The sequence below is a fragment of the Sphingobium chungbukense genome (genome assembly GCF_001005725.1).
Taxonomy (GTDB): domain Bacteria; phylum Pseudomonadota; class Alphaproteobacteria; order Sphingomonadales; family Sphingomonadaceae; genus Sphingobium; species Sphingobium chungbukense.
This window is the reverse complement of sequence record NZ_LBIC01000009.1, coordinates 1-20,460: the sequence shown is the minus strand read 5'-3', so window position 1 is coordinate 20,460 and position 20,460 is coordinate 1. Positions and strand designations below refer to the sequence as shown.

At 63.5% G+C, this 20,460-nt stretch carries 29 protein-coding genes; 6 read left to right on the top strand and 23 right to left on the bottom strand.

Features of this window, described 5'->3' with window-relative positions:
- The first annotated feature begins 571 nt into the window (after positions 1-571).
- Positions 572-790 carry a hypothetical protein gene (locus YP76_RS18090; RefSeq protein ID WP_021243667.1) on the top strand — a complete coding sequence of 73 codons (219 nt, stop codon included), beginning with the start codon at positions 572-574 and terminating at the stop codon, positions 788-790.
- Between the two features lie 120 nt (positions 791-910).
- Here the strand turns inward: YP76_RS18090 and YP76_RS18085 are convergent, their stop codons facing one another.
- The 4 genes from YP76_RS18085 to YP76_RS18065 all read right to left on the bottom strand — a co-directional run bounded on the left by YP76_RS18085 (position 911) and on the right by YP76_RS18065 (position 4,423).
- A complete protein-coding gene (locus tag YP76_RS18085; protein ID WP_021243666.1) occupies positions 911-1,132 on the bottom strand; it encodes a hypothetical protein in 222 nt (73 codons plus the stop codon).
- A 901-nt stretch (positions 1,133-2,033) separates the two neighbouring features.
- Positions 2,034-2,414 (bottom strand): hypothetical protein, encoded by a 381-nt coding sequence (locus YP76_RS18080; protein WP_021243665.1) that lies wholly within the window; start codon positions 2,412-2,414, stop codon positions 2,034-2,036.
- 25 nt (positions 2,415-2,439) lie between these two features.
- Positions 2,440-3,197 (bottom strand): IS5 family transposase gene (locus YP76_RS27110; protein ID WP_157035820.1). Its coding sequence is split into 2 segments (ribosomal slippage): positions 2,440-2,864 and positions 2,864-3,197, totalling 759 coding nucleotides; the frame shifts between segments, so codons are not numbered across the junction.
- A gap of 236 nt (positions 3,198-3,433) precedes the next feature.
- On the bottom strand, positions 3,434-4,423 hold the full coding sequence (locus YP76_RS18065) for a DUF2493 domain-containing protein (protein ID WP_021243664.1): 990 nt from the start codon (positions 4,421-4,423) through the stop codon (positions 3,434-3,436).
- A gap of 482 nt (positions 4,424-4,905) precedes the next feature.
- Between YP76_RS18065 and YP76_RS18060 the strand changes: the two genes are divergently transcribed.
- Positions 4,906-5,442 carry a hypothetical protein gene (locus YP76_RS18060; RefSeq protein WP_021243543.1) on the top strand — a complete coding sequence of 179 codons (537 nt, stop codon included), beginning with the start codon at positions 4,906-4,908 and terminating at the stop codon, positions 5,440-5,442.
- A 116-nt stretch (positions 5,443-5,558) separates the two neighbouring features.
- Here YP76_RS18060 and YP76_RS18055 read toward each other — a convergent pair whose 3' ends face one another.
- From YP76_RS18055 to YP76_RS18005, 11 genes are all read right to left on the bottom strand, one after another.
- A complete protein-coding gene (locus tag YP76_RS18055) occupies positions 5,559-5,888 on the bottom strand; it encodes a hypothetical protein (RefSeq protein WP_046765021.1) in 330 nt (109 codons plus the stop codon).
- Positions 5,889-5,940: 52 nt separating this feature from the next.
- The gene (locus YP76_RS18050) at positions 5,941-6,270 is read right to left on the bottom strand and encodes a single-stranded DNA-binding protein (RefSeq protein ID WP_021243545.1); all 330 of its coding nucleotides are present in this window, start codon (positions 6,268-6,270) and stop codon (positions 5,941-5,943) included.
- A gap of 561 nt (positions 6,271-6,831) precedes the next feature.
- Positions 6,832-7,221, bottom strand: a complete 390-nt coding sequence (locus YP76_RS28330; protein WP_046765020.1) for a hypothetical protein — start codon at positions 7,219-7,221, stop codon at positions 6,832-6,834.
- Positions 7,205-7,531 carry a type II toxin-antitoxin system prevent-host-death family antitoxin gene (locus tag YP76_RS18040; protein ID WP_021243547.1) on the bottom strand — a complete coding sequence of 109 codons (327 nt, stop codon included), beginning with the start codon at positions 7,529-7,531 and terminating at the stop codon, positions 7,205-7,207. Before YP76_RS18040 ends, YP76_RS28330 begins: the two co-directional genes overlap by 17 nt.
- A gap of 454 nt (positions 7,532-7,985) precedes the next feature.
- Positions 7,986-8,756 (bottom strand): hypothetical protein, encoded by a 771-nt coding sequence (locus YP76_RS18035; RefSeq protein ID WP_332307423.1) that lies wholly within the window; start codon positions 8,754-8,756, stop codon positions 7,986-7,988.
- A gap of 88 nt (positions 8,757-8,844) precedes the next feature.
- Entirely contained in the window at positions 8,845-9,039 is a 195-nt protein-coding gene (locus YP76_RS18030; RefSeq protein ID WP_046765018.1) for a hypothetical protein, read from the bottom strand.
- A 266-nt stretch (positions 9,040-9,305) separates the two neighbouring features.
- Positions 9,306-9,674, bottom strand: coding sequence for a DUF6915 family protein (locus YP76_RS18025; protein ID WP_046765017.1), 369 nt, complete (start codon positions 9,672-9,674; stop codon positions 9,306-9,308).
- 2 nt (positions 9,675-9,676) lie between these two features.
- Positions 9,677-10,150, bottom strand: a complete 474-nt coding sequence (locus YP76_RS18020) for a DUF6878 family protein (RefSeq protein ID WP_046765016.1) — start codon at positions 10,148-10,150, stop codon at positions 9,677-9,679.
- Positions 10,143-10,655: a hypothetical protein gene (locus tag YP76_RS18015; RefSeq protein WP_046765015.1), complete on the bottom strand. Its 513-nt coding sequence runs from the start codon at positions 10,653-10,655 to the stop codon at positions 10,143-10,145. The genes YP76_RS18020 and YP76_RS18015 overlap by 8 nt, the downstream gene beginning before the upstream one ends.
- A 124-nt stretch (positions 10,656-10,779) precedes the next feature.
- Positions 10,780-11,256 (bottom strand): DUF736 domain-containing protein, encoded by a 477-nt coding sequence (locus YP76_RS18010; protein ID WP_046765014.1) that lies wholly within the window; start codon positions 11,254-11,256, stop codon positions 10,780-10,782.
- 147 nt (positions 11,257-11,403) lie between these two features.
- Positions 11,404-11,730: a hypothetical protein gene (locus tag YP76_RS18005; protein ID WP_046765013.1), complete on the bottom strand. Its 327-nt coding sequence runs from the start codon at positions 11,728-11,730 to the stop codon at positions 11,404-11,406.
- A gap of 29 nt (positions 11,731-11,759) precedes the next feature.
- On the opposite strand from YP76_RS18005, the gene YP76_RS27875 reads away from it, so the two are divergent.
- Both YP76_RS27875 and YP76_RS18000 read left to right on the top strand, forming a co-directional pair.
- Positions 11,760-11,912 (top strand): hypothetical protein, encoded by a 153-nt coding sequence (locus YP76_RS27875; protein ID WP_157035819.1) that lies wholly within the window; start codon positions 11,760-11,762, stop codon positions 11,910-11,912.
- 199 nt (positions 11,913-12,111) lie between these two features.
- Positions 12,112-12,756, top strand: coding sequence for a plasmid pRiA4b ORF-3 family protein (locus YP76_RS18000; RefSeq protein WP_145907784.1), 645 nt, complete (start codon positions 12,112-12,114; stop codon positions 12,754-12,756).
- A 72-nt stretch (positions 12,757-12,828) separates the two neighbouring features.
- On the opposite strand, the gene YP76_RS27095 is transcribed toward YP76_RS18000, so the two are convergent.
- From YP76_RS27095 to YP76_RS17980, 3 genes are all read right to left on the bottom strand, one after another.
- Positions 12,829-13,017 (bottom strand): type II toxin-antitoxin system RelE/ParE family toxin, encoded by a 189-nt coding sequence (locus tag YP76_RS27095; RefSeq protein WP_232307650.1) that lies wholly within the window; start codon positions 13,015-13,017, stop codon positions 12,829-12,831.
- Positions 13,018-13,275: 258 nt separating this feature from the next.
- Positions 13,276-13,920: a hypothetical protein gene (locus tag YP76_RS17985; RefSeq protein ID WP_046765011.1), complete on the bottom strand. Its 645-nt coding sequence runs from the start codon at positions 13,918-13,920 to the stop codon at positions 13,276-13,278.
- Positions 13,921-14,050: 130 nt separating this feature from the next.
- Entirely contained in the window at positions 14,051-15,073 is a 1,023-nt protein-coding gene (locus tag YP76_RS17980; protein ID WP_046765010.1) for a deazapurine DNA modification protein DpdA family protein, read from the bottom strand.
- Between the two features lie 3 nt (positions 15,074-15,076).
- On the opposite strand from YP76_RS17980, the gene YP76_RS17975 reads away from it, so the two are divergent.
- Positions 15,077-15,577, top strand: coding sequence for a hypothetical protein (locus tag YP76_RS17975; protein WP_046765009.1), 501 nt, complete (start codon positions 15,077-15,079; stop codon positions 15,575-15,577).
- A gap of 410 nt (positions 15,578-15,987) precedes the next feature.
- The gene (locus tag YP76_RS17970) at positions 15,988-16,281 is read left to right on the top strand and encodes a hypothetical protein (RefSeq protein WP_232307614.1); all 294 of its coding nucleotides are present in this window, start codon (positions 15,988-15,990) and stop codon (positions 16,279-16,281) included.
- A 187-nt stretch (positions 16,282-16,468) separates the two neighbouring features.
- Here the strand turns inward: YP76_RS17970 and YP76_RS17965 are convergent, their stop codons facing one another.
- From YP76_RS17965 to YP76_RS28325, 5 genes are all read right to left on the bottom strand, one after another.
- Positions 16,469-17,752: an ATP-binding protein gene (locus YP76_RS17965; protein ID WP_145907789.1), complete on the bottom strand. Its 1,284-nt coding sequence runs from the start codon at positions 17,750-17,752 to the stop codon at positions 16,469-16,471.
- Positions 17,753-18,621: 869 nt separating this feature from the next.
- Positions 18,622-19,056: an antirestriction protein gene (locus tag YP76_RS17960; protein WP_021243568.1), complete on the bottom strand. Its 435-nt coding sequence runs from the start codon at positions 19,054-19,056 to the stop codon at positions 18,622-18,624.
- Between the two features lie 234 nt (positions 19,057-19,290).
- Positions 19,291-19,497 (bottom strand): hypothetical protein, encoded by a 207-nt coding sequence (locus tag YP76_RS17955; RefSeq protein WP_021243569.1) that lies wholly within the window; start codon positions 19,495-19,497, stop codon positions 19,291-19,293.
- 39 nt (positions 19,498-19,536) lie between these two features.
- Entirely contained in the window at positions 19,537-20,148 is a 612-nt protein-coding gene (locus tag YP76_RS17950) for a DUF6927 domain-containing protein (RefSeq protein ID WP_021243570.1), read from the bottom strand.
- A gap of 75 nt (positions 20,149-20,223) precedes the next feature.
- Positions 20,224-20,460 (bottom strand): zincin-like metallopeptidase domain-containing protein (locus tag YP76_RS28325; protein ID WP_269748648.1); only part of this gene is annotated, 237 nt, incomplete at its 5' end.

Here is a 20,460-nt window from a genome sequence, read left to right as displayed (position 1 = left end):
TCTCGTGTAACACGCTGATATCAAGGATTTAAGGGAGATTTCGACCCTCGGGCAGGATGCCCCACAGCGGCCCACGGTAGCAAAACTGTGCAAGCCTTGGAATTTCCTTGGAAAAGCCATGCACCTTGGTGCGTTCGGTGTGCATCTCTGCGCCAGGATTGATCCGTATCCCAGGGCTGTCGCGGGTTCGCAGGTTTCATGGGTGAGTTATTGCCTCCGGCGGGGCGTCGGGCCGTCCGGCGGACGGAAAGACATGCGCTGTTTCGGGCCGGGAACCGTGCATCCAGACTTTCCCGGCGGCCATCGGGGCCGATCGTTGGCGATGACTATCAGGTCCAGGGAGCGGCAGGGTTCGTGACCCGAATGGGGGGAGACAAGGCATCGCCCTCGCTCCGTGAGCCTGGCCGGGAACCGCTTCTTCCGGCGGGCGGCGGCCTGGCGAATAGAGCCCGGACGGGGGATCCTTTTTGTCCCGCCGCGCCGCCACCGCAACTTTCCCTTCCAGCAACCCATCGCCCTCGGTAGAATGCCCGTCGTTCATAGCCCGATCAGCGTGAACCAAGAGGCCCTTATGGCACGCACATTGGAACAGGAGCGCGCTGCGCTCGCAGAGGACGAACGCAAGCTGGAAGAGCGCCGGCAACGGCTTGTTGAGAAAGAGCGGGAGGCGGCAATCCAGGCCGTCGACAGGGCCGGTCTCCTGAAACTTGAAGGCAAACGCCTGGCAGGTCTGATGACCTGCATCCGGTCCCTCGGAATCGACGAGGTCGAGAAGCGGCTTACCGCGTAAGCGTCCCGCCGCGACACAAGTCGCGGCTCGGACATGGGGGGTTCGATGCCCCCCATGTCCGACCCATCCTCACACAAAAAAGGGGGAGAGAGGCGACGCGCGCCCCTCCCGGTTCCGGTCTCAATATTCATCGAGCAGCCCGCCCGGTGCGGTGTAGACGATACGGTCAATCATCGCCTGGCTCAGCACCCCATAGTCGCCCTCATCGACGGCGAGGTAGCCAAGGTCTGCGTCCTCGATGACATGCTGGTCGAAGTAGCTGCGGTGCGCCCGGCTTGTGGCGTTGGCGACGGCGGCGAAGTAGGCGGCGTTGTGCGCGGCGGCGGCTGTGATCATCTGCATCGTGAAGCTCCTCATCTGTCTTGAATGACAGGGGCAGTCGCGTCGGGTGGGCGGAGCCGGGTCAGGGACCCGCAGAGCGGGCCGCGAAGCGGCGGTGGGGGTCACGATTTTCTTCGGCGGCCACCGCCGCTTGAGGAGAGATGCCACGCCTGACCCGCCGAAGAAAATGGTGGGGCCCCGCCGTCCTTGAGGCGGCTTCGATCGCCCGACATCATGGGAAGACTGTGAGAGATTTTCCCTCTCGTGGAGTCCGGCAAGGCGTAGCGGCGAGCGGCCTGCTCAGGGCCGCGCGGCACGCGAGCGAGCCGGGACAGAACAGCGCGTTCCATGTACGCCCTCTTCCTCCTTCGGACAGGTGGAGATCGCCTGTGTCGCGCACCGGGACGCCGGGTTGATCGCTTGCGCATCAAACGAAGGGCCGCGACCGCCGCTTGGTGCCGTTTTCAGTCTGTGTTAGGGGCAGGGCGCGCTGCGAAGCTGCGGCGCCGGGACTGGTAATCCCGTCGAGAATGGCAACTCGGTGTGACTTCACGCCGGGGTGCCTGCGCATATGTCCAGGTGCCTCGGCACTAAAAGCGTAGGCGCATGTCTCGACGTGTTACCAGCCCCGGCTCCCGCGCCTTGTTGCGCGGGAGTTGTTCCGGGGCGTTTTGTCCTACCGGTCTTGGCACTCGCCTTGCTGTGGGAGGTTCTGCCGGAGCTGTCGTCACCGCTCTTTTAGAGGCCGCGGCCCACGCCATGCTGAGAGGCGCCAAGTCCGTCGCTACGCACAGCTGAAGCACGCGACGGCAAGGTCTCTGGCCATCGACAACAGAGTTTCCAGACGCGGGAAATAATGATCGATGCGGGCGGCTCCCATGGCAATGTCGCCGGTGCTGTCTGCTTCGATATCCAGGGCTTCCTAGAAGCGCTTAGGCGTTCCCACAGGCGAGATGGAGTCGAGGCTGCGGTCTGACGTCAGTGCCACCCGTATGCGGATTTCGGCGGCCGCTCGGTCACGATGGATCGACACCCGCCGCGCTCGGAACTGGGCCTCCTCCACGACAGCGATGACGGCAGGGTCATGGTCGAAACGGGCAGTGATCGATGCAAGCGCAATTGGGCAGACGCGCGCCTCGAAGCTTTCGCCGGGATATTCGTCGGGCTCGAGGAGCTGCAATCCTAGCCGATCGCCTTCCGCGCGCAGGAGGCCCCGGAAGGCTGCAAGCTGACGAGCGGTGACGACGGCCACCGGGTCGGTAAGTTCGTCGGCGGGAACGGCGATGCGAAACTGGGTGGACATGATCTTTGCCTCCTAGGGTCAGGACTCATAGCCAGAACAGGACCGTGGCAGCGAGAGCGACGGTGGAGAGGAAGACATTGGGGCACCTGTCGTAGCGGGTTGCAACACGCCTCCAGTCTTTGAGGCGGCCGAACATGATCTCGATCCGGTTGCGGCTTTTATAGCGGCGCTTGTCGTATTTGACGGTCTTGTTGCGGGATTTTCTGCCCGGGATGCAGGGGGTAATACCTTTTTCCTGCAACGCATGGCGGAACCAGTCGGCGTCATAGCCCCGATCGCCCAGCAGCCACTGTGCTTTGGGCAGAGCGTCCAGCAAAGCCGCCGCTCCTGTGTAATCGCTGACTTGCCCCGCCGTCATGAAGAAGCTGATCGGACGGCCCCTGGCATCCGTCACAGCGTGTAACTTGGTATTCATGCCGCCTTTCGTGCGACCGATCAGTCGTCCAGGATCCCCTTTTTTAACCGCAGGCTCGATGCCGTGCGGTGCGCTTTGAGATAGGTCGCATCGATCATGATTGTCTTGCGCTCGGCACCTCTGGCAGACAGACCATCCATCATCGCGATGAAGACACCCTTTTCACCCCAGCGTTTCCAGCGGTTGTAAAGCGTCTTGGCCGGGCCATACTCCCTGGGCGCATCCCGCCACCTCAACCCATTGCGATTGACGAAGATGATGCCGCTGAGCACGCGACGATCATCAACCCTAGGCCGACCATGACTCTTGGGGAAAAAGGGCTCAAGCCGAGCCATCTGCTCATCCGTCAGCCAATACAGGTCGCTCATAATCAGTCTCCTTACGGAGCCTGAATCAGATCATGCCTCTCAGATCAATGGGTCCTGACCCTAGGCTGTTGGGCTTGCCCCTGCCCTCCTTTCCTCCGTGCTCCGCCCCGCGCTGGTAGCTTCGGGCTGTCCCGGACGCGCCGCGCCGGGTTCGATGCCCGGCGCGGCGCGAGCCAAGCGGAAAAGTGCGAAAGAGAGGCCCCGACGGATGCCGGAGCCTCTCGGTGCGCGGGCGGTTAGGCCCGGCGCACGGACCGTTCGGCGGGACGCTGCTGGGTGAGCTTGACGATGTGGAGGGGGACGCCGGCCTGGCGGAGTTTCTGAGCGAGGTTCATCTGGATGCCGGAACCTTCGCAAACCACGGCTTCGACCGGCTTCAGGGCGAGCAGACGATCGTTGCGCACGAAGGCTGCCTTCGCGCCGAGACGGCGATCCAGGCGGAACAGGATGACCTTTACGCCGCGCGCTGCTGCCCAGGCCTGGGCGATGGCGTCGCAGCCTTTGGTCTGCGCCGTGGTCGCGAGGACCATCTCCGGAACGCGAGCTTTGATCGAGTCCAGACCCTTCCAGAGCATGTCATGATCTTCCCACTGCTGGCCGCCCGAAAAGGCGACGACGGGGCCTTCGGGATTGAACTGCTCACGACGTTCCCGGCCCCGGGCGGCAAGGAAATCGCGGGCGTCGATCATCGAGGCGGTGACACCGTGCGAAACGCGGCTGCCGCGGGTCGGCGCATAGGGACGTCCGGCCTCGATCCGGTAGACTTCGGCGGCATGGTCGCGCATGCATTCCATGGCGTCGCGGCATCCTTGCAGCGTCTGGCAGAGGAGCTGGGCTTCCTCGATCTGCGTGGCGTAGATTTCACTTGGATCGAAGCTGCGTGCGAGATCGCCGAGTTCCTTGGCGGCATCGTCCTCGCGGTCGCTGATACGCTTCGCCACGACGTGGAAGCTGTTGACGAAGCCCCAGGCGAGGTCGCCCGCAAAGGGCTCCAGGCGGGTGTCTCGGAACACGTCGAACAAGGTCGCCATCACCATCTCGACCGCGGCGCGAGCCTGGTCGGGATCAGGCATGTCGAGCTGCTCGGCCTGGTCGACCGGCGAGAGTTTGGCGCGTTCGTCATGTTCGAGAAATGCGCCCGAATAGAGGGAACTGCGCTCATCGGCTCGGGTCTCGGTCGCGATGAAGCTGGCGAGATCGGCGAAGTTCGGGAAAGTGTTGGTCATTTGAGCCTCCAAGGTTTGGATGTCTCATCGTCACGATGAGGCTTGCCTCAGGGCATGCGGTGGTCAGGGAGGTCAGGCACGGCGACCGGCTTGCCGTCGCCGCCGCCACGCGGGGAGCGGGGGAGCCGATTTTCTGAGCGGGTCCGCGCAGCGGTCGCGGGCTGAAAATTGGGGGGACCGCTCATGCTTGACGGACCGCCAACCCCGCATGCCACACTAGGCAGACACAAGAGAGGAATAGGGGTGTAAAACCTCACCGGAGGTCACCGTCACGCAAGGGATCGTGACCCGGACGGGCGGAGACGCGTGCGCGGCTCCGTGGGGTTAGCCGGGGTCGGCCGCAGGCCGGCGGCCGCTTAGCGAATAGAGCCCCGGTCCCGTCGGGCGCGCAGCACGGGGCGGATGCGCCGATCGCTGCGGCTTTCTATTTTTCGCATTGGAACATTGTTGGAACTTTGCATCATCAACCATAAAGTGGGGTGATGCAGGGGGAACCAAAAGCCTATCCAGGCGAGGTCGCGACATCGGACGACATAAGACAGCTCGCCGAGGAATATCGCGGCGCGGCCCATGATCTGATGGGCCGCGGCAAGCGGGGCAAACCCTCCAGCTGGGCGCCCGCGCGGATGACAGCGATCCAGGCCATCGAACTTTACCTGAACGCACTGCTTCTCGCGCGCGGCGTGAAGCCGGCTGAAATCCGAGGTTACCAACACGACCTGCGCAAGCGCACCGCGAATCCTGCTGTCGCCGCCTTGCGCCTCCGGCAGCGCACGCTCGAGCATCTCGGTAAACTCAGCGAAGGCCGGGAATATCTCTCGATCCGTTATGGCCCTGAGCTGAGCGGCAATTTGTCTCAGCTCAATCGCCTGATAGCGACGCTCGACGAGGTCGCGACCAAGGTCTGCGGTGCGCTCGAGAAGGTAAATTCAACACCGGCAAGCAAAGCGGCAACGGCAAGGCCGGCTCCCTCAACGGCCCCGGCTCGCGCGGCGGCGGCTGTCGCCGCATTGGCTTGATCCAGTCGGTCGCATTGCGCCACCGATGATGTCGCTGCCCCTGTCGCCGATCGCACCGCCCGGTATATCGCGCGACGGCGAGTCCAGAGGTGGACTCGCCGGGTATGTGTGACGGGTCAGTGGACCAACCCGTCGAGGCCGAAGAGGAGATCGGGGCTGACGAGCTGATGCTCGGCGGCTACCAGCGACCAGGCGGCGGCGAGCTCGTCATGATATTCGCAATCGACGACCGCATCGGCGCTGGCTTCGCCGAACTGGGCTTCCTCGAACGACCGGATGTGAGCGGCGTCCGCAGCCTCGAGAATCGCGTCAGCGAGATGCGCGGCGATTTCGTGGCGGTTGAGCTGGTCGGCGGCCCGGCGGATCCGAGCGACGAGGCTGGGGTTGAGGACTTCGATGCCATGGGTGACCCCGGCGATCTCTTCGAAGCTGGTGAGCTGGAACATACATCGTCTCCGTGAAGATGAGGGGGCGGCCCGAAGGCCGCCGGTCCGGGGTTCAGAGGAATTCGATTTCCTCAGCGACGATGTCGGTGTTGTAGAAGGTGCGGCCGTCCCGCTCGTTACGGCTGTAGCGGATCTCGCCGATGACCATGAGCTTGTCGCCCTTCTTCTTGTGGTTGGCGACCGACTTGCCGAGCCCGTTGAACGCCTTGATCGTGTGGAACTCGTCGTAGGTCTCGGTATAGCCATTGCCGTCCTTCTGGACCTGGCCGTCCTTGATGACGGGCTTGGAGGTGACGAGGGAGAAGCTGACGCCGCCCTTGCTGTCGGTGCCGAAGCGGGTGATCTCCGAGGTGATCCGACCCGAGAGAAAAACCTTGTTCATGATGCTTTGCCTTTGCGATGCGCCAGCGGGCCGATCCCGCTGGGATGGACAATCGCGAAGGCCCGGGGCCGAGGGGGCGGCGCACCGAAGCGAAGCGGAGGGGAACCCACGAATTGACGGGTGGTGCGGACAGAGGCCGTCAGGCCTCAACACGGCCGGAAAATCGGGGGTTGCGACGGACCCGCCCGGGCGTAGCGTTCATCCCCTCAAGCGGGAGGCGCGACCGGCGCCCACCGAAAGGCCTTGCTGTCAGAAATGACAAGGGTTGGGGTCGAGATCACCCCACAGATAAGGCCGATCGGCGCGAAGCTGCGGCGCAACGGGTCTGCTCACCGCTCCGGCTTCGGCGCGGGTCGGGGGGATTTTTGGTGGCGAGAACATGGGTCAGTTGACTGGCGGACACAGGCGCGCGATCGGTTCGGCCGCCGGCTGACGACAGGAGGCCGACAGGGACAAGCGTGGCGCGCATGACCAGAACTGCCCGCGGTGCTGCCGGGCCAGGCGCAGCGCCCCACCCGGCGCTGTCAATTCATTCTTCGGCTAATCACGGGCGCCGCGCCGCTAGTCGCGATTGATGGATGCGGCGTTGGCAAGCAGCGCGGACAGGATGGAATTGGTGAAACCGGGGGGCATTCGTCCAGCGACAAAGGAGGGTTCACTGGTGACCGGCCGTATATCGTAGCCGAGCCATGTGAAGTGATTGTACTGATCGATGACGACGGCTGTCCCGCGAACGAGGCCCGCCGCGTCGGCGACGGCATCGGGTATGGGGAGCGTTGAGACAGACGCCTCTCCTTTGGTCGTGATCGCTACAGTGAATACGCGCTGATCCTTGACAGCGGCCACCATCACGGGACGCGTTTTTATTCCTTCGTCGCGGCCCGCGGCTTTGTCATGGGTGAAGAGGAAGACGTAATGGAGGATGTCGCCGACCTTAGGCAGCGGCGTCATCGTTCCACCGATCCGAGGCAAGTTCCTGGGCGGTCGGGCGAGCCGCCTCGAAGAGTGCGGCATGTTCCGCCGTCATTTCAGCAGTCGGGACGGCCTGCAGATCCAGAACCGCCAGGATCTGCCCGGCCGCGATGCGCTCGATGCGCTCGAAATAAGCCGCATCAGCGATCGTAAGATCGGGACGGCCATGCTTGGTAATCGTTACAGGCGACCGCCGCCCACGATCGAGATATTGTCCGGTGTGGTTGTGGAAATCGGTCAGCGGGACATTCTCTTTCCGTGTCGGAACGAGCGTGGCATCGGCAGCCATTGCGGAACTCCTCATTAATATTGCCAATATAGCAAAAATGGCAAGTTTTGCAAGTTTGCTCCAACGCGCATGCGGACCCGGGACGAGCCGAACGGGGCAAGCCGATGCGCTCCCCTTTCCCACGAGAAGCAAAAGCGGCCAGCATCTAAACGAAGACAGGGCCCGCTTCGCCAGGGGTGCGAAGCGAGCCCTGTCACCCCGCGCCGGGGGCTCGGGACGCGGGGTCAGGCGATAGCGTCAGTCTTGTTCGACGGGTTCAGGGGCGCGCTGGCGGCAGTCGCGACGCGCTGGCTCCTCGGAATCTTCGCCGAAGCCATGCTCGCTCGAGGACTGGCCGAGGCCAGCCTCGGCACCCTCCCCGCTAATGTCGGCACCGGCACTCCCGGTGTGGTCTGCACCAGGTACGCGCTGGAGCCAGTCAAAAGGGCACTGATGCAGCGCATCGCGATCCTGCTCAGGACAAAGGGGCCGGTAAGGCGAGCCATTCCGGCTGATCGTCCGTGATCGGGACGTCATGGTGCGCGGCCTCGGCGTCGGAAAAGACCGTCGCGGCAGCGAGCGCGCCGAAGCCGGCTTCGCTGTTCCAGAACGTCAGCCCATCCTCGGGATCACGGGTTGCGAGCACAAAGCCATCGACGCCCGCGTGATGATGGCGAGCAATCGCGCGATCGAGTAGTCGCGCGGACCCGCCGAATTCTATGTCGTTCGCACTGATGACGACATAGCCGCCTCCGAATTCGCCTGGGCGCAGGCGATCGCAGTCGAGGCAATATTCGAAACCGATCGGCAGGGCGCTCCTGGCGACCGACTGGAGAAGCAGCGCTGCGGTCTCGATGTCGACCTGGTCGCCCGACAGCCAGACCTGGCGTGTTCCCGTCCCCTCCGGCGGGTCGATCTGCAGCGTGAAACCGAGACGTGGATAGTCGGGATCGCTGAAGATAGAACGGAAGCTCTCGAACAGCCCGGCCTTTGTGGGCGGGAAGATCCGGGCGAAATCGTCGCCCAGGGCCTGGTAGTGCTCTGCCAGCACGGCGCCCTCGAGATCACCGTTGGCAAGGATAGCGACGGCGTCGTCGATACGGCCGAGCACCTGGGCCTCGGCATCTGTGACGCGCAAGAGGAAGCTCGCTTTGATAAAATTGTTGGCCATGGGTGTTACTCCTTGGGACGGCGCCAATCCCGGCGCGGGGGCGGCCTCGGGAAAAAGCCCGGACCATTTGCCCACGCCCCCTTCCCTCTTCCCACAAGGCGCGGCTGCGGAGTCAGCGTGTCGCTATTCGAAAAAGGAATGAACCGGCGTTCCGGTCGGGCTGTCAGGCTTTGCGGCCGCGACGCTGCGGCCCGACATGGTCGGCGGAGACTTCAAGGTCGATGGCCAGCTGGGTCAGCGTGCGGTGCGCGCCGAGCCGCTGCAACCCGTCCATTCGGGGATCGAGCTTCAACGTGGCGATACGACCCCGCACCAGCGAGGCGGCGACGCGCAGCGTATGGGGGTCGAGATCCGCCATGGCTCCGACGATAGCGCAAATCGCGCGAACGCGCGAGCGGTGGCAGGTCTAGTCGGTTTCGAAATCCCGCCAGCGGTTGAGCAGTTCGATCATCTCGGTCTTGAACCCGAACGCAACGGGACAGACCGCGCCTTCATGCTGGCCCGGAAAACCGATGATCATGGTATGGACAGGCGCATTGCGTGTCCCTCACACCCAAATTGGCATAGCTGCTGATATCCGTAATCTCCTTGCCATCCGGGAAATCGAGCGTTCTGCGTATAATGTCACTCCATTGACCCGAGCTTGGGATCCAGTCCTGGCGATCCCGCCGGATTGCCCCGCAGAACCCACGGCATGGGCTGGATGAGCCGTGCCCAATCGGCAAATGAGGGAATCCGGCCGAGATCTTCTGTGACATGCATCTCGCCGATGAGGCGCACCGGCACCGCGCGGCCGTCGCTATTCCGGATGATGACGCCAAACACCGTCTCAGCCAGGAAGATACCTTCGGCGTGGTGGCGCAGCGCGCGGTGACGCGGGTCGGCGATGATCTTCTTGGATTCGTCGAACCACTGATGAAGCGCGATATAATCGTCCGGCTTGCCGCCCCAGCGGCGCATCGAGCTCAGCGCATGATAATGGCAGTGCGACACGGTCAGAGTTCCGTCTCAGTCGTGTCATAGTCGACGAAGCGGCTGTTATGCGTAAGTGTAACCGCGCCACTCGCCACGTCGATCGCGATGGTGCCCCAGGCCCCTTCGCCATTCTCCCAGCCCCTGTGATGGTCGCTCGCGGCGTTTTCCGCAAAGGCGCTCAACGCATCCTCCAGCTGGATGGCGCGGATCATCATGTCGCCGCTCCATTCCACGGCGAAATGATCGCACAGAACGGACGGCAAGTCCCTCGTTTCGTTGCCGGCATAGGCGGTGACATCGCCGACGGAGCCTTCGTCGCCGCCGCCATCATAGCCGATCTCGACGCGGGTGATGCCGTGTTCGGCCAGGATCGGCAGAAAGCTCGCCTTGCAGCGGCTCTCGGCCTCACGGACACGGCCGAGCTGTTCATCGATCTCGGCGACGATGCGCGCCGCGGTGGCAGCCTGTTCGGTGGTGAGCTTGAAGTCAGTCATGCGCTGATCTCCTGCAGAATGGCGCGGCGCTGCCCGGATAGGCAGCGACAAGATTTTGGTGGAGGCGTTCGAAGTCGTGGACGGGATAGCGGCCCGTCGCATTCGGGCGGGTCGCGAGAATCGCCCCCATGACGATATCGGCGATACTGTCGCGCTCGAGGGTCGGGACGCCATCATCGTCATAACGTACCGGCGGCGCGAAGCCCGCCTCGACCCAGCTTGAAAGTCCGTCCTGGACGGCCTGTGAATAGGCTAGGACGGCGGCGTCGCTGTGGGCGGAACCGGCGTCGATCGTGAGCCCGAGCGTACGATAAATACCGAAGTCGTGCCGGTTGGCGAGAGTGACGAAGGCACAGCCTTCAGGCGGCTGACCGAAGCGGGCGATCATCGCCGCGCGGTAGGTTGCGACCTCGAGGCGGTTGAGCCGCGCAAAATCTTCCGTCTGGCCAAGCTGTGCGCAGTCTTCATCTGCAGGCGCACCGCCGAGATCGATGGCGTCGGGCATGGTCTTCTCCTTCCTTGTGAGCACTGACCCGGTGCCCCCCGTCTTTTCGGCCGCGCGGCCGGAGGACGAGAAATCGGGCCCCGCTCCGGGATGGGGAGCGAGGCCCTTGGGCGCGATGCGGCAATCAGCCGGCGAAGGCGTGTTCGCTCGAGGATTGGCCGAGGCCAGCCTCGGGGCCCTCGCCGCTCATGGCCGCGCCGGCACCGGCGGTCTCGTCGGCACCGGGCAGTGGCGGCAGGCCGTCATCGGCCTTGGGCGTCATCTCGGAGGCGAGATCGCGGCGACGCGTCGGGCGCGACCAGACGACATTGTAGCTGCCGTCGTCCTGGCGGAACGCGGAGATGTAGAGCGGCGCTGCCAGGCTCGGATCCTCGATCTTGCCATTGAGGAAGGCCTCGCCGGTGCCATTCGAGAACAGCTCGAAAAGCGCACCGACGTGAACCCAGGCCCGCGAGGCCGACAGTGCCAGCACCTCATATTTGGGCGCCTTGGGATTGGCCGAGTGTACCTCGCGCAGCGCAATCGTTATCGCGATGGTGAGCGTCGCGATCTTGCCGACATGGATGCCGGCGTCATTCTGCCTGATCGTACCGATGTTCATGGGACTTCTCCTGGAGGATGGCCTCGAACACCTTGTCCGGACCACCTTCCTCAGGCCCCCTCCCCTCCTCGGCCGTTCGGCCGAGCCGGCGCGCAAGCGCCCCTGTCCGAGGTCCGCACTTCGCGGCCTCGAGGGCGAGTCTTCCGGTCAGTGGAATGAGCCGAACAGACCGCGCTTGGCCTCGGCCTGGTGCGTTCCGTCCTTCACGCCGATGGTCGCGCGCATGTCAGCCTCAAGGTCGGATGCGAGCGTCGCAGGGATTTCGGCATAACGCACGACAACGGCGATCGCGGCCTCCGGTGTCGGCAGTTCTCCCGGCTCCGTCCCGAGCCAGGTCATCGCCTCGCCTTCCTCCGGCTCGTCTTGGGTCGGGGTGAAGACCTGGGCGAAGTAGGTCTGCAAGGGTCGATCCCAACCGACGACCACGGCAATAGCGCCGCTGTGGGCCTTGGGTTTGAGATCATAGCGGCTCATGACGGGCTCCTGCGTAAAGGGTAGTCGATGTGGGGCGCTGCTCCTCCGGCGCTCCGCAAGGCTTCGTGCGCGGCGCTTGCCGCGCGCGGGGCCGCAGCGCCGGCGAGCAGGTCGCCCGCAAGCCGCGGATGCACAACAGCGGCAAGAATGGCTTCGCGATCGGCGGCGACTTGCGGGCTTGATATCAGGCATCGTCCTGCGCCACACCCGGTGAGATACCCGGAGCCGGGCTCGAGCCCGACCTCTATCGCGTTTCGTCCCAGGGCCACCGTCAATCGACGGCTTTCGGGTGCGAACCATTGCGCACCGCTGGCGATTGCCGCCGAGCGATTAACGCAAATGTCGTCACCTCAACCATTGCCGGCGCCGGAAGCCCACGGCATGGTCGGATTCATGCTCGACCCTTTCGACCCCGACTGCTTCATCGTCTCTGCCAACGTCCACATCATCGGCATCGAACCGAGGATCAGCCGCGTCCTCGAACTGCCGGTCAAGCTCAACTTCGCCCAACTGCACGAAGTTCTGCAGGTTGCCTTTGGATGGACAGACAGCCACCTTCACCAGTTCCACGTCGGAGGTCTTACCGTCGGCGCACCGGAGTTCAACGAAGATGACCTCTACGGGCCTCGCACATTCGAGGCAACCGGGGTCCGCCTCCAGGACCTGGCCTTTCCCTACGAAGCGGACCCGACGCTCACGATCATCTATGAGTATGATTTCGGGGATTGCTGGCGTCACCAGATCTGTCTGCGCCGCCAGCCACGCGAGAATGGCACCGCCTACCCGCGCTGCGTGGCGGGCAGGCGCTCAGGTCCGCCGGAAGACGTGGGTGGCTATTCCGGCTATGCCGATTTTCTTGAAGCGTGGCTCGACCCGGCCCACGAGGAGCACAAGGCCATGCGCCGATGGGCTGGCCGGAAATTCGATCCCGAGCGTTTCGATCTCGACGCCACGAACAAGGCCATCGCGCGCGCCCTGAGGGCATCGAAGGGTGATTACAGGTTCAGACGCGTTCCCCGATCATAGTCGGCGACGTCACCGCAGTCAGTCTGACTGACGTATCTGACGCATGGATTCCACTGCAGCCGCGGTTTCAGTTTATTTTTGCGCCACCTTGTAGACGGCGTTACGGTCGCGTCTACCCACAGCGACAACGATAACAATCACCTCAGCATCGTGCACTTCGTAGACGAGACGATAACCGACACCGCGCAGCTTGATTTTATAGCGATCCTTGCCCGCGGACAGGCGGGCCGAAGGGACATGTGGCGTCTCAAGGCGTTCTATCAGCTTCTTCTTGAACTGTTCCCGAACTTGCGAATCGAGTTTGCGCCATTCCTTTAAAAGCCGACTCTAGAAAGCCCAGCTCATAGGTCATTGAGCGCAATCTTGATGACGGGCTCGCCCGCGTGCGCATCCGCGATAGCGTTTAGTTCGAGATCTTCGAGGCGGTCCATAAGCGCCTCGAAAGCCTTGGCCGGCACACAGTAGAATGCCGATACCGGCACGGGTGCTCGCAAGGAGCATAGACATGGCCCTTTCTTCTCAAGCGACCAGGCGGGGCTGGGCGGGTGTCGGCAAAGGGAGCCGCAAGTCCCGGCGGATGCGCGCCGCGAAGCGATCGGGTTCAAGAAGCTCGCGAACCGCAGCCCAATGGTTGCGCTCACCGATATGGTCCTGGCGGCCCTGAACCTTGCGGAAGCATATCGCGCGGTCGGATCCGAATGGCCCGAGCGACATCTGGACCCAGATGGTCTCACCATGGAGCGTTACCTCCCCCGAGACGGCGGGGCCGGCCTTGTTGGAACGAACGTCAAAGCTTCCGTCGTTAAGGCCGAGGGCCTCGGCCAGGCGGCGCATCGCGCTGCGACCCTCTGAATGGAACAACCGCTTGGCGGGCTCGTCATAGGCCACCCCGCGCAGCGCCAGCGTCTTGAGCATCGGGCGGCTGCGAAGCTCCGCTATTTGCGCTGCGCAAGCGTGGCGAAGTTCGGCGTCATCGGCCCGGTCTGCGCACAGGGTCGAGAGGTGGCGCGCGAGCAGGATGACCGCGGGATCACTCTCGATTATAAGCCCCGCATTGCGGCAATCAGCGATGGCCGCCTGAAGGGCGTGGAGCGTGGCGCCGATCGTGGTCAAGGCGCCCGGCTCGAGCGCCAGTTGGTAGCGGAATGCGACATCGTAGCTCATGGGATCCTCCGGGGTTCTCGGGCGGCCCATCCGCCCGCGTCCCCGGTTCCCCCTCCCCTTTCTGCGGCGCCTGCGCGGAGGAGCGGCACCCGGATAAGGCGGGTTCGCCCGGCCGGGAGGCTGGGCCCATTCAATCCTGGTAGAGGTCCGCAGCCCACTGCTCGATCCAGCCGATAGTCGTCTCGTCATGGTCGAGATCGCCGGATTCGATCAGCTCGCGCATTTGCCGCCGGGCCTCGGCCATGGCGCAGGCCCAGGGATCGCGCGGCCCGCTTGGTTCGACAGCGGGTGATGGCTGGGTCAGCCGACGCGGTCGTTGTCGCAGCCGATCACGCTGGACGCGCACCCAGTGCTCCATGCAGTCTGCGACCATCAGGTCGCTCTTCGATCGCCCCTGACGGCGCGCGGTTGCCCGTGCTGCAACGCCATAGGCCTGGCTGTCGATCGACGCGACGCGGTGGCTGAAGGGTATGAGATAGGGCAAAGCCTGCCCCTTCACGCCGAAGAGATGAAGGCGCACACGGTGCGGGAGGACCCGGTCGAGATGGTCGACGACCGCGATCATCCCCTCGGGCCCATGAATGGCGCGCCGGCACATCGAGCCGACCCCAATGAGTCCAGCCCTTTCGATTATGGCAGGCATAGCATCCGCACAGCGTTCATAATCAGACGGCAAGCGGCCCTGGATCACCGGCATGAAAGTCGCGGCAATCCCCCGATCTTCAGCGCGCTGACGGCAGTCGATATTGGCGCGGATAGTCCGCGAGATGCGATCGACTACCTCGTCTCGGTCGCCCGCGATCTCCTGTTCGACGCAATAGTCCAGGCTGGCCCACCAGCGGAACGGATGACATGCAGCCAGGCTGACATAATTGTCGATGGTCCAGGGATAGCCGCCAAGGCATGTCATCGCACTGAAGCCGGCGCTGTCGAGACAGAGGCTATGCAGACCGGTGGCATTGCCGAGCACCCTTGTCGACCAGCCGGACCAGTCGCGCCAGCCCTGCCGCAATGACCAGCGGGAAACCGCGTTTGCCGAAACCAGAACGGGCTGCTGAAGCGCTCGCGCGCGCTCGAGCAGCTTGCCGGCCGACAGATGCGGGAGCCCGACCATGATCTCGATCGACCTTTGCTTGACCTCCGAATTGTTCATGATATGTTCTTTCAATGGAGATATTTGGTGTTTGATTCCGCTTCACTTTTTCTCGCTCCGTTCGATCTCGATGTGACATTGCGGGATGCAGCACTCGACGGACGGAACGCCCCGACGCGCCGTATGATCGCGAACGCCGCGATCGGCATGCATGTAGAGGATGCTTATCATTGCGTCCTCGAGCTGCGTAAAGCGGTAAGCTGGGTTCATGAAGGCGAGCGCGGCGGAAAGCGCAAGCTGGCGTCCATCCTCAGCAATCCGGCGGGCGACGATTTCCAGCGCTGCATCTATTTCTGTCTCGCAGGCCGCGGCATCGTCAATATGATGGACGACCTGATGTGGCTGGAAATCATCCTCGAAGCTCGCGGGCGAGTGGCAGGTGAAATGCATCGCCGAAAGGTTCATACGCAGCCCCTGCCCTCCCCCTATATTGCGGACGAGCCGGACGGTCCCATTGTCTCTGAGAGCGAGGATTTCGAGCAGGGGCGATCCTGGTGGGGGTGATCCGGCACTCTGATCGAACTTCTGGCCGCGAGTGAGGCCCCGATTTGTCGTTACCAAACGGCCCGTCGCATCAATTAGCGGTCACGCCAGCGGAATCTTGAAACAGCTATGTCCCAGTCGCGCTGGGCGACGAACGCGCTGCCGCTTGGTGCCATTCCACAGCTGTGCTAGGAGTCTGGTGCGCCTCGATTGCGGCGGTGCCGGGACTGGTAATCCCGTCGAGAACGGCAACTCGGTGTGACCTCACGCCGAAATGTCTGCATATGCGTCCGGGAGCCCAGCGGTCGGTCCGGTTCTAAAAGCGCAGGCGCATGTCTCGACATGGTATCAGCCCGACTCACGCGCGGGGCCGTGGGCTTGAACCGCCTGCATCATGAACGGGTCGGCAACAAGGGTCGGGAGAAATGGACGTGGAAGAGCCCAATGATCGCGAGCAGCAGGACCGCATGTTCCTGGAACAGATGCTGATCTCGGTTCGCGGATTGCGCGGACGGATAGGCCTTGGCCAGGGGAGCGAGCCGATCATCCAGCGGGCCTTCGCGCTCGTCCTGATGCGCGAAGCGCTTGCCGCACTTGATGCGGTGGGCGACACCGACGTGGCCCCCAACTGCAGTTGGCGATCGATCGCTTGCTGGAGCCGCGCGGCGTTGCGGTATCGTCTGAATTTCACTGAGTTTGAAATCATCGTCAATTCAGTGCATTAATCACCGGATTTCCATTCATTCCTGAAGTGAATCAGGCGCGAACATGATGCCGATGGTCCGCGATCAGGCCCGCAGGCCCTGTCATTCCCGGCTTCCGCCCGGCGGTGGCAGCGGCGGGAGCGCGATCGCAATCTCGATGGCATGGCGTCCAATCATGGCGGCAAATTACCGGCCCTCGGGGACGACACTAGACCTGATCGGCCAGAATGACGCGCAGCCGCCCCATAAGAGCAGCGTCATCACCCAGCAGCAGCCGTGTAGCCATTGTCCGGGCGTCGAGTAAGAACCGCTCATGCTGACTTTCCCAGCTATCGGCGTCGCGGTCGCCGCTGGAGAAAAAACAGGCGCCTTCAAGCAAGTCAACGAGCTGCGCCGGCGTCACGGGATCGCCCGAGGCCAGCAGAATCCTGGCGTCGTCGAGCGAGCAGCATTGGACATCATCATAGTCGATAACGACCGGGGCCGGCAGCGTGACTTTTTCCTCAACAACGCCCAAAATCGTGAGCACGAGGGAAAGCCGGCCGACCGGCCCGCTGTCGAGCTCGGAGGATTGCGACCCGTCGATCCGGAATGCCTCGCCCTTCCTCTCGATCGTGAAGTGCAGCGACGAGATGCAGCGCAGGCCGTCGTACCAGGAATAGCCCTCCATATCCTTGTCGGGGCAGGCGAGGCGCCCCTGGAAGGCGCCGACCTTCTCCATGGCGAGCGCAGCACATTGCTCAAGGGCGGGGCCGAAACTGCCGAGGAGGAGATGGTCAGCGACCCGCACCGGGCTGCGGGCTGACGAGAGGGAGTTCCAGTCTGCCCTCTGCGGGGTCCATGACATGAGGACGCGATCAGCTTCGGGAAGGGGGATGCCCAGATCCCTGGCCTCACTCCAGCGCTCGAACGGGAGGCGATGGCAACCCAGCGTGCGGATATGGCGGTATATCGCGCGACGAACGGCAGCACGAAGCGCCTCGAGCGCGGCATTTTCAACCATCTCCTTTCGGGCCGGCAGCACGAGATGTAGCTTTGGAGCGTTGATTATATCAATCCGGGCCCACCAGCTGCGGTCCTTTTCAGCGACTACAGGCATTGAACTGGTGACGATGACACCATGAAAATTTATGCATGGGCTCATGTGCGTCGCGCGGTAATCCTTGAAGAGGCCGATCCGGACACCATCCTCCTCGAATATGGCCTCGGCTCCTTCCAGCCAGTCGCGCCGGGGCAACGGCGCTCCGTTGAGCCGAACCGACAAGGGGCTGTAAAGAGCCGCATAGTGCGCCGCCTGGTCGATGTCGTCGCGCCACCGCTCGTCAAGCCGGAAGCGAAGCTGGGTTCCACAAGCGAGGGGCGCTGCCGTAACCGTTGCCGACGTGCCTGCTTCCCAGGCCTGCGAAGTAATGTCCACCTCCCATGCCTCTCCCGTTTCACGGCAGCTCGAGCGAGTTGCGACATCGCGGCCGGCAAGGCTGAAGAGGCCCATGCCGGCTGGATCCTCGCCCCGCGCAACGCTGTCGCCCCACCCTGAACGCCCCAGGGCAAGAAGGACGGAAGGATCGGCTATGCCTGCGCCATCGTCCGTCACCGACAACCACATATCCGCGCCATCGACCTGGAGCTCCAGGTCGACAATCTTTGCGCCTGCACGACGGGCGTTCTGCAAAAGCGCGCTCAGCACATCACCGAGGCTATTGTTGAAGAGCCTACAGGTTGACAATGAAGTGTCCTGATAAGGTGGCATGATCGGGATTCCGGTATGATCAGGGGGAGCGCGCAAACAGGCCGTCCTGATAGGTTGGCGTGCAGATGAGCGGCATCGGCGCATCAGCACCGTTCGCTCGCTGCATTCACCCTCCCGCTCCCCTCCAAGCGCCGTCACCGGATCGCGGACCCGGACGGGGCGATCATGTTGCCGGCTCGGAAGCGGTAGATCGGGGGCTATTTCATCGACGCGGGCGGACGAAATTTGCGCAATTGCCGAACCAGCTGGGCATTTCGGCTTTCAAGCTGACCGGCGCTCTCGTCTGCCGCCAGCGCACATTGCAGAAGGCCTGCATTTTGCCTCGCCATTGCAGAGCGGACTTGCTCTCCCCAGCAGCCCCCTCTCCCCTTCATCCCGCGCGGACGCGGCGGGACGGCAGGGAACGGCCGCGACCGCCAAACACGATCATGCGCAAGGCGCACGGCAAGAGGCCGATGATCGTGCGGCAGCGCCGGTTTGGGACGCTACCGCGCATCATGAAAGGCAGGCCCGCTCCCCATTTGGAGCAGGGGTCCAGCGTCCCACGGGCCTGCCGTGCGTGACCCGTCTTGCCCAGCAGTGACAGAGGCCAGGCGTCGCTCGGTCCCTGACTAGTCTATCGCGCTGAAGATCTTCGCCGCTTCGCCGTGGCGGCCGGCATGGTCGCGCAGGCGATGGAAGCTCCCGGAGAGCTGATCATCACCTATCTCGAAGGCGAGATGCGAAAAGGCGAACAAGGTAGCGACGATCCCTGCCGCGTCCGCAGTGAGTTCGCCTTCATAGCCGTTGGTCCGGCAGCAAATCCGGAAATTGGAAGGCGCTGCGGGCGCAAGATAGAGCGGCAAGCCGTTTTGCTCGAGGAAATGCCAATAGCCACCGGCATAGTCAGCAGGCGACAGCCATTGCATGAAGCTGTAGACGCAGGCCTCCGCGACGAGGAGATGGCGGCCAAAGAGGTTCGGCAGAAATCGGCTACGCCGGGCATCAGGCACGCGCGTTGCAAGAGCATGAAAGCCGGTGTCGTGGGTGGCGAATGCATTGGACAAAGCGAACCTCCAGATATGAGTGCAGTCCCGGAACCTTTTCAGGTCCTTCCGGGCTCACGCCCGCATCCCGCCTCTTCTTGGCCTTATGGCCACGTCGCCCCACCCTGCTGCGCCCGCCTCGTTGATCGTTGCGGCGCAAGACGTTTGCAAAAGCCAAATTTCCCGGTCGGGCCATTCTCCCCTCTTGTTGATGTAGCAGGCGTCGGCCGGAGAAGCGACGAGCTGAGCCCCTGGTCACGAGACGAGCGCAAGCTCGACATGATCGTCAGGCAACGGAGCCATCGAAATGCGGTAGGGCTGGAGAGGATTGCCCGTCCGAATGATGCTGACGGGCTGCATCTCATGGTCAAAGAGACGAGTGGCGACACGCAGGGCATTGTCCCTGCTGCAGAGCAGGGCCCGCTTGGGCGAGATCGCATGGGAGGGGCGCTGGCCGAGCATGGCTACCCCCTTCTCATGGGCCGGGACAACCCGCCAGGGTCAGGAGAAAAGCGTCGCATGAACTCTGGTCTTCGGTACGATGGACCAGTCGCGCTCCATGAACCGGCTGACCCGGTAAAGGCCTCCCGTCTCAGGGGCTCGCAGGATGATCCGGCGGCCATCCCTGATGACCTGGAATTCCCGGGCGACATGGCCGTCGCTAAAGGTCATCGGCTCGGGAAAGCGGACAAGATCGCCGTCAGCAAGCCTGCGGGAACGCAGGGCGAGGTTGGCGCGGCAACGCGCACGCCAATCGTTGGCATATTCCCTGTCGGTGGGCGTGAGCAGATCGAGAATGCGGGCCGGGCATTGCGCCTCGCAAGGACCGGCGGATTCGTCCATGCTCTTGTAACCGAACTGGTGACCGTCGGCTGATCGCGGGTTCCATCGAACGAGACAGATGATCGCGAACACATCGCCCGGAACCCCGTTGGTCGTCAGCTGGGCGGCGGCGTAATAGACGCGGTTTCCCGGGCAGGATGAGGCGAGGATCTCAAGACCCTGACGGGTCCCGTCCTCATGGGCCTGGTCATAGGTGAACTGGGCATCGAGATAGGATTTGGCCGAGGCATGCCCGGCCATCGCTGTGAAGGGCATGAACAGCCAGCCCATGGCAAGTCTCCTGTCGGTAGAATGAGAGGGAACCGGGGATCCGCCCACGCATGTCGTCGAGCTCCCGGTCGGCGTTCAGGCTGCTATCGGCATCGCGCTTTGGACCGACCTATGCTCAACAGCCGCCGCAGGGGCGCTGAAGGACCTCAGATAGGCGAAGGCCTGCTCCGCCTTCGCGGCGGCGTGGATGATGGCGCTCTTGTCACCGCGCAGGATATTGAGCCAATGCCCGACATAACTTGCATGACCTTCATGAAGGACGTTGGGCAGGCCGAGATCCGCGCAACAGAGCCCGGCGCCGATCTCGGCCAC

Excerpts from the sequence above, each read along its gene's own strand:
- YP76_RS18090 (WP_021243667.1), top strand. The coding sequence starts at position 572 with ATGGCACGCACATTGGAACAGGAGCGCGCTGCGCTCGCAGAGGACGAA.
- YP76_RS18085 (WP_021243666.1), bottom strand. The coding sequence starts at position 1,132 with ATGCAGATGATCACAGCCGCCGCCGCGCACAACGCCGCCTACTTCGCC.
- YP76_RS18080 (WP_021243665.1), bottom strand. The coding sequence starts at position 2,414 with ATGTCCACCCAGTTTCGCATCGCCGTTCCCGCCGACGAACTTACCGAC.
- YP76_RS18065 (WP_021243664.1), bottom strand. The coding sequence starts at position 4,423 with ATGACCAACACTTTCCCGAACTTCGCCGATCTCGCCAGCTTCATCGCG.
- YP76_RS18060 (WP_021243543.1), top strand. The coding sequence starts at position 4,906 with ATGCAGGGGGAACCAAAAGCCTATCCAGGCGAGGTCGCGACATCGGAC.
- YP76_RS18055 (WP_046765021.1), bottom strand. The coding sequence starts at position 5,888 with ATGTTCCAGCTCACCAGCTTCGAAGAGATCGCCGGGGTCACCCATGGC.
- YP76_RS18050 (WP_021243545.1), bottom strand. The coding sequence starts at position 6,270 with ATGAACAAGGTTTTTCTCTCGGGTCGGATCACCTCGGAGATCACCCGC.
- YP76_RS28330 (WP_046765020.1), bottom strand. The coding sequence starts at position 7,221 with ATGACGCCGCTGCCTAAGGTCGGCGACATCCTCCATTACGTCTTCCTC.
- YP76_RS18040 (WP_021243547.1), bottom strand. The coding sequence starts at position 7,531 with ATGGCTGCCGATGCCACGCTCGTTCCGACACGGAAAGAGAATGTCCCG.
- YP76_RS18030 (WP_046765018.1), bottom strand. The coding sequence starts at position 9,039 with ATGGCGGATCTCGACCCCCATACGCTGCGCGTCGCCGCCTCGCTGGTG.
- YP76_RS18020 (WP_046765016.1), bottom strand. The coding sequence starts at position 10,150 with ATGACTGACTTCAAGCTCACCACCGAACAGGCTGCCACCGCGGCGCGC.
- YP76_RS18015 (WP_046765015.1), bottom strand. The coding sequence starts at position 10,655 with ATGCCCGACGCCATCGATCTCGGCGGTGCGCCTGCAGATGAAGACTGC.
- YP76_RS18010 (WP_046765014.1), bottom strand. The coding sequence starts at position 11,256 with ATGAACATCGGTACGATCAGGCAGAATGACGCCGGCATCCATGTCGGC.
- YP76_RS18005 (WP_046765013.1), bottom strand. The coding sequence starts at position 11,730 with ATGAGCCGCTATGATCTCAAACCCAAGGCCCACAGCGGCGCTATTGCC.
- YP76_RS18000 (WP_145907784.1), top strand. The coding sequence starts at position 12,112 with ATGGTCGGATTCATGCTCGACCCTTTCGACCCCGACTGCTTCATCGTC.
- YP76_RS17985 (WP_046765011.1), bottom strand. The coding sequence starts at position 13,920 with ATGAGCTACGATGTCGCATTCCGCTACCAACTGGCGCTCGAGCCGGGC.
- YP76_RS17980 (WP_046765010.1), bottom strand. The coding sequence starts at position 15,073 with ATGAACAATTCGGAGGTCAAGCAAAGGTCGATCGAGATCATGGTCGGG.
- YP76_RS17975 (WP_046765009.1), top strand. The coding sequence starts at position 15,077 with ATGTTCTTTCAATGGAGATATTTGGTGTTTGATTCCGCTTCACTTTTT.
- YP76_RS17965 (WP_145907789.1), bottom strand. The coding sequence starts at position 17,752 with ATGGGCCTCTTCAGCCTTGCCGGCCGCGATGTCGCAACTCGCTCGAGC.
- YP76_RS17955 (WP_021243569.1), bottom strand. The coding sequence starts at position 19,497 with ATGCTCGGCCAGCGCCCCTCCCATGCGATCTCGCCCAAGCGGGCCCTG.
- YP76_RS17950 (WP_021243570.1), bottom strand. The coding sequence starts at position 20,148 with ATGGGCTGGCTGTTCATGCCCTTCACAGCGATGGCCGGGCATGCCTCG.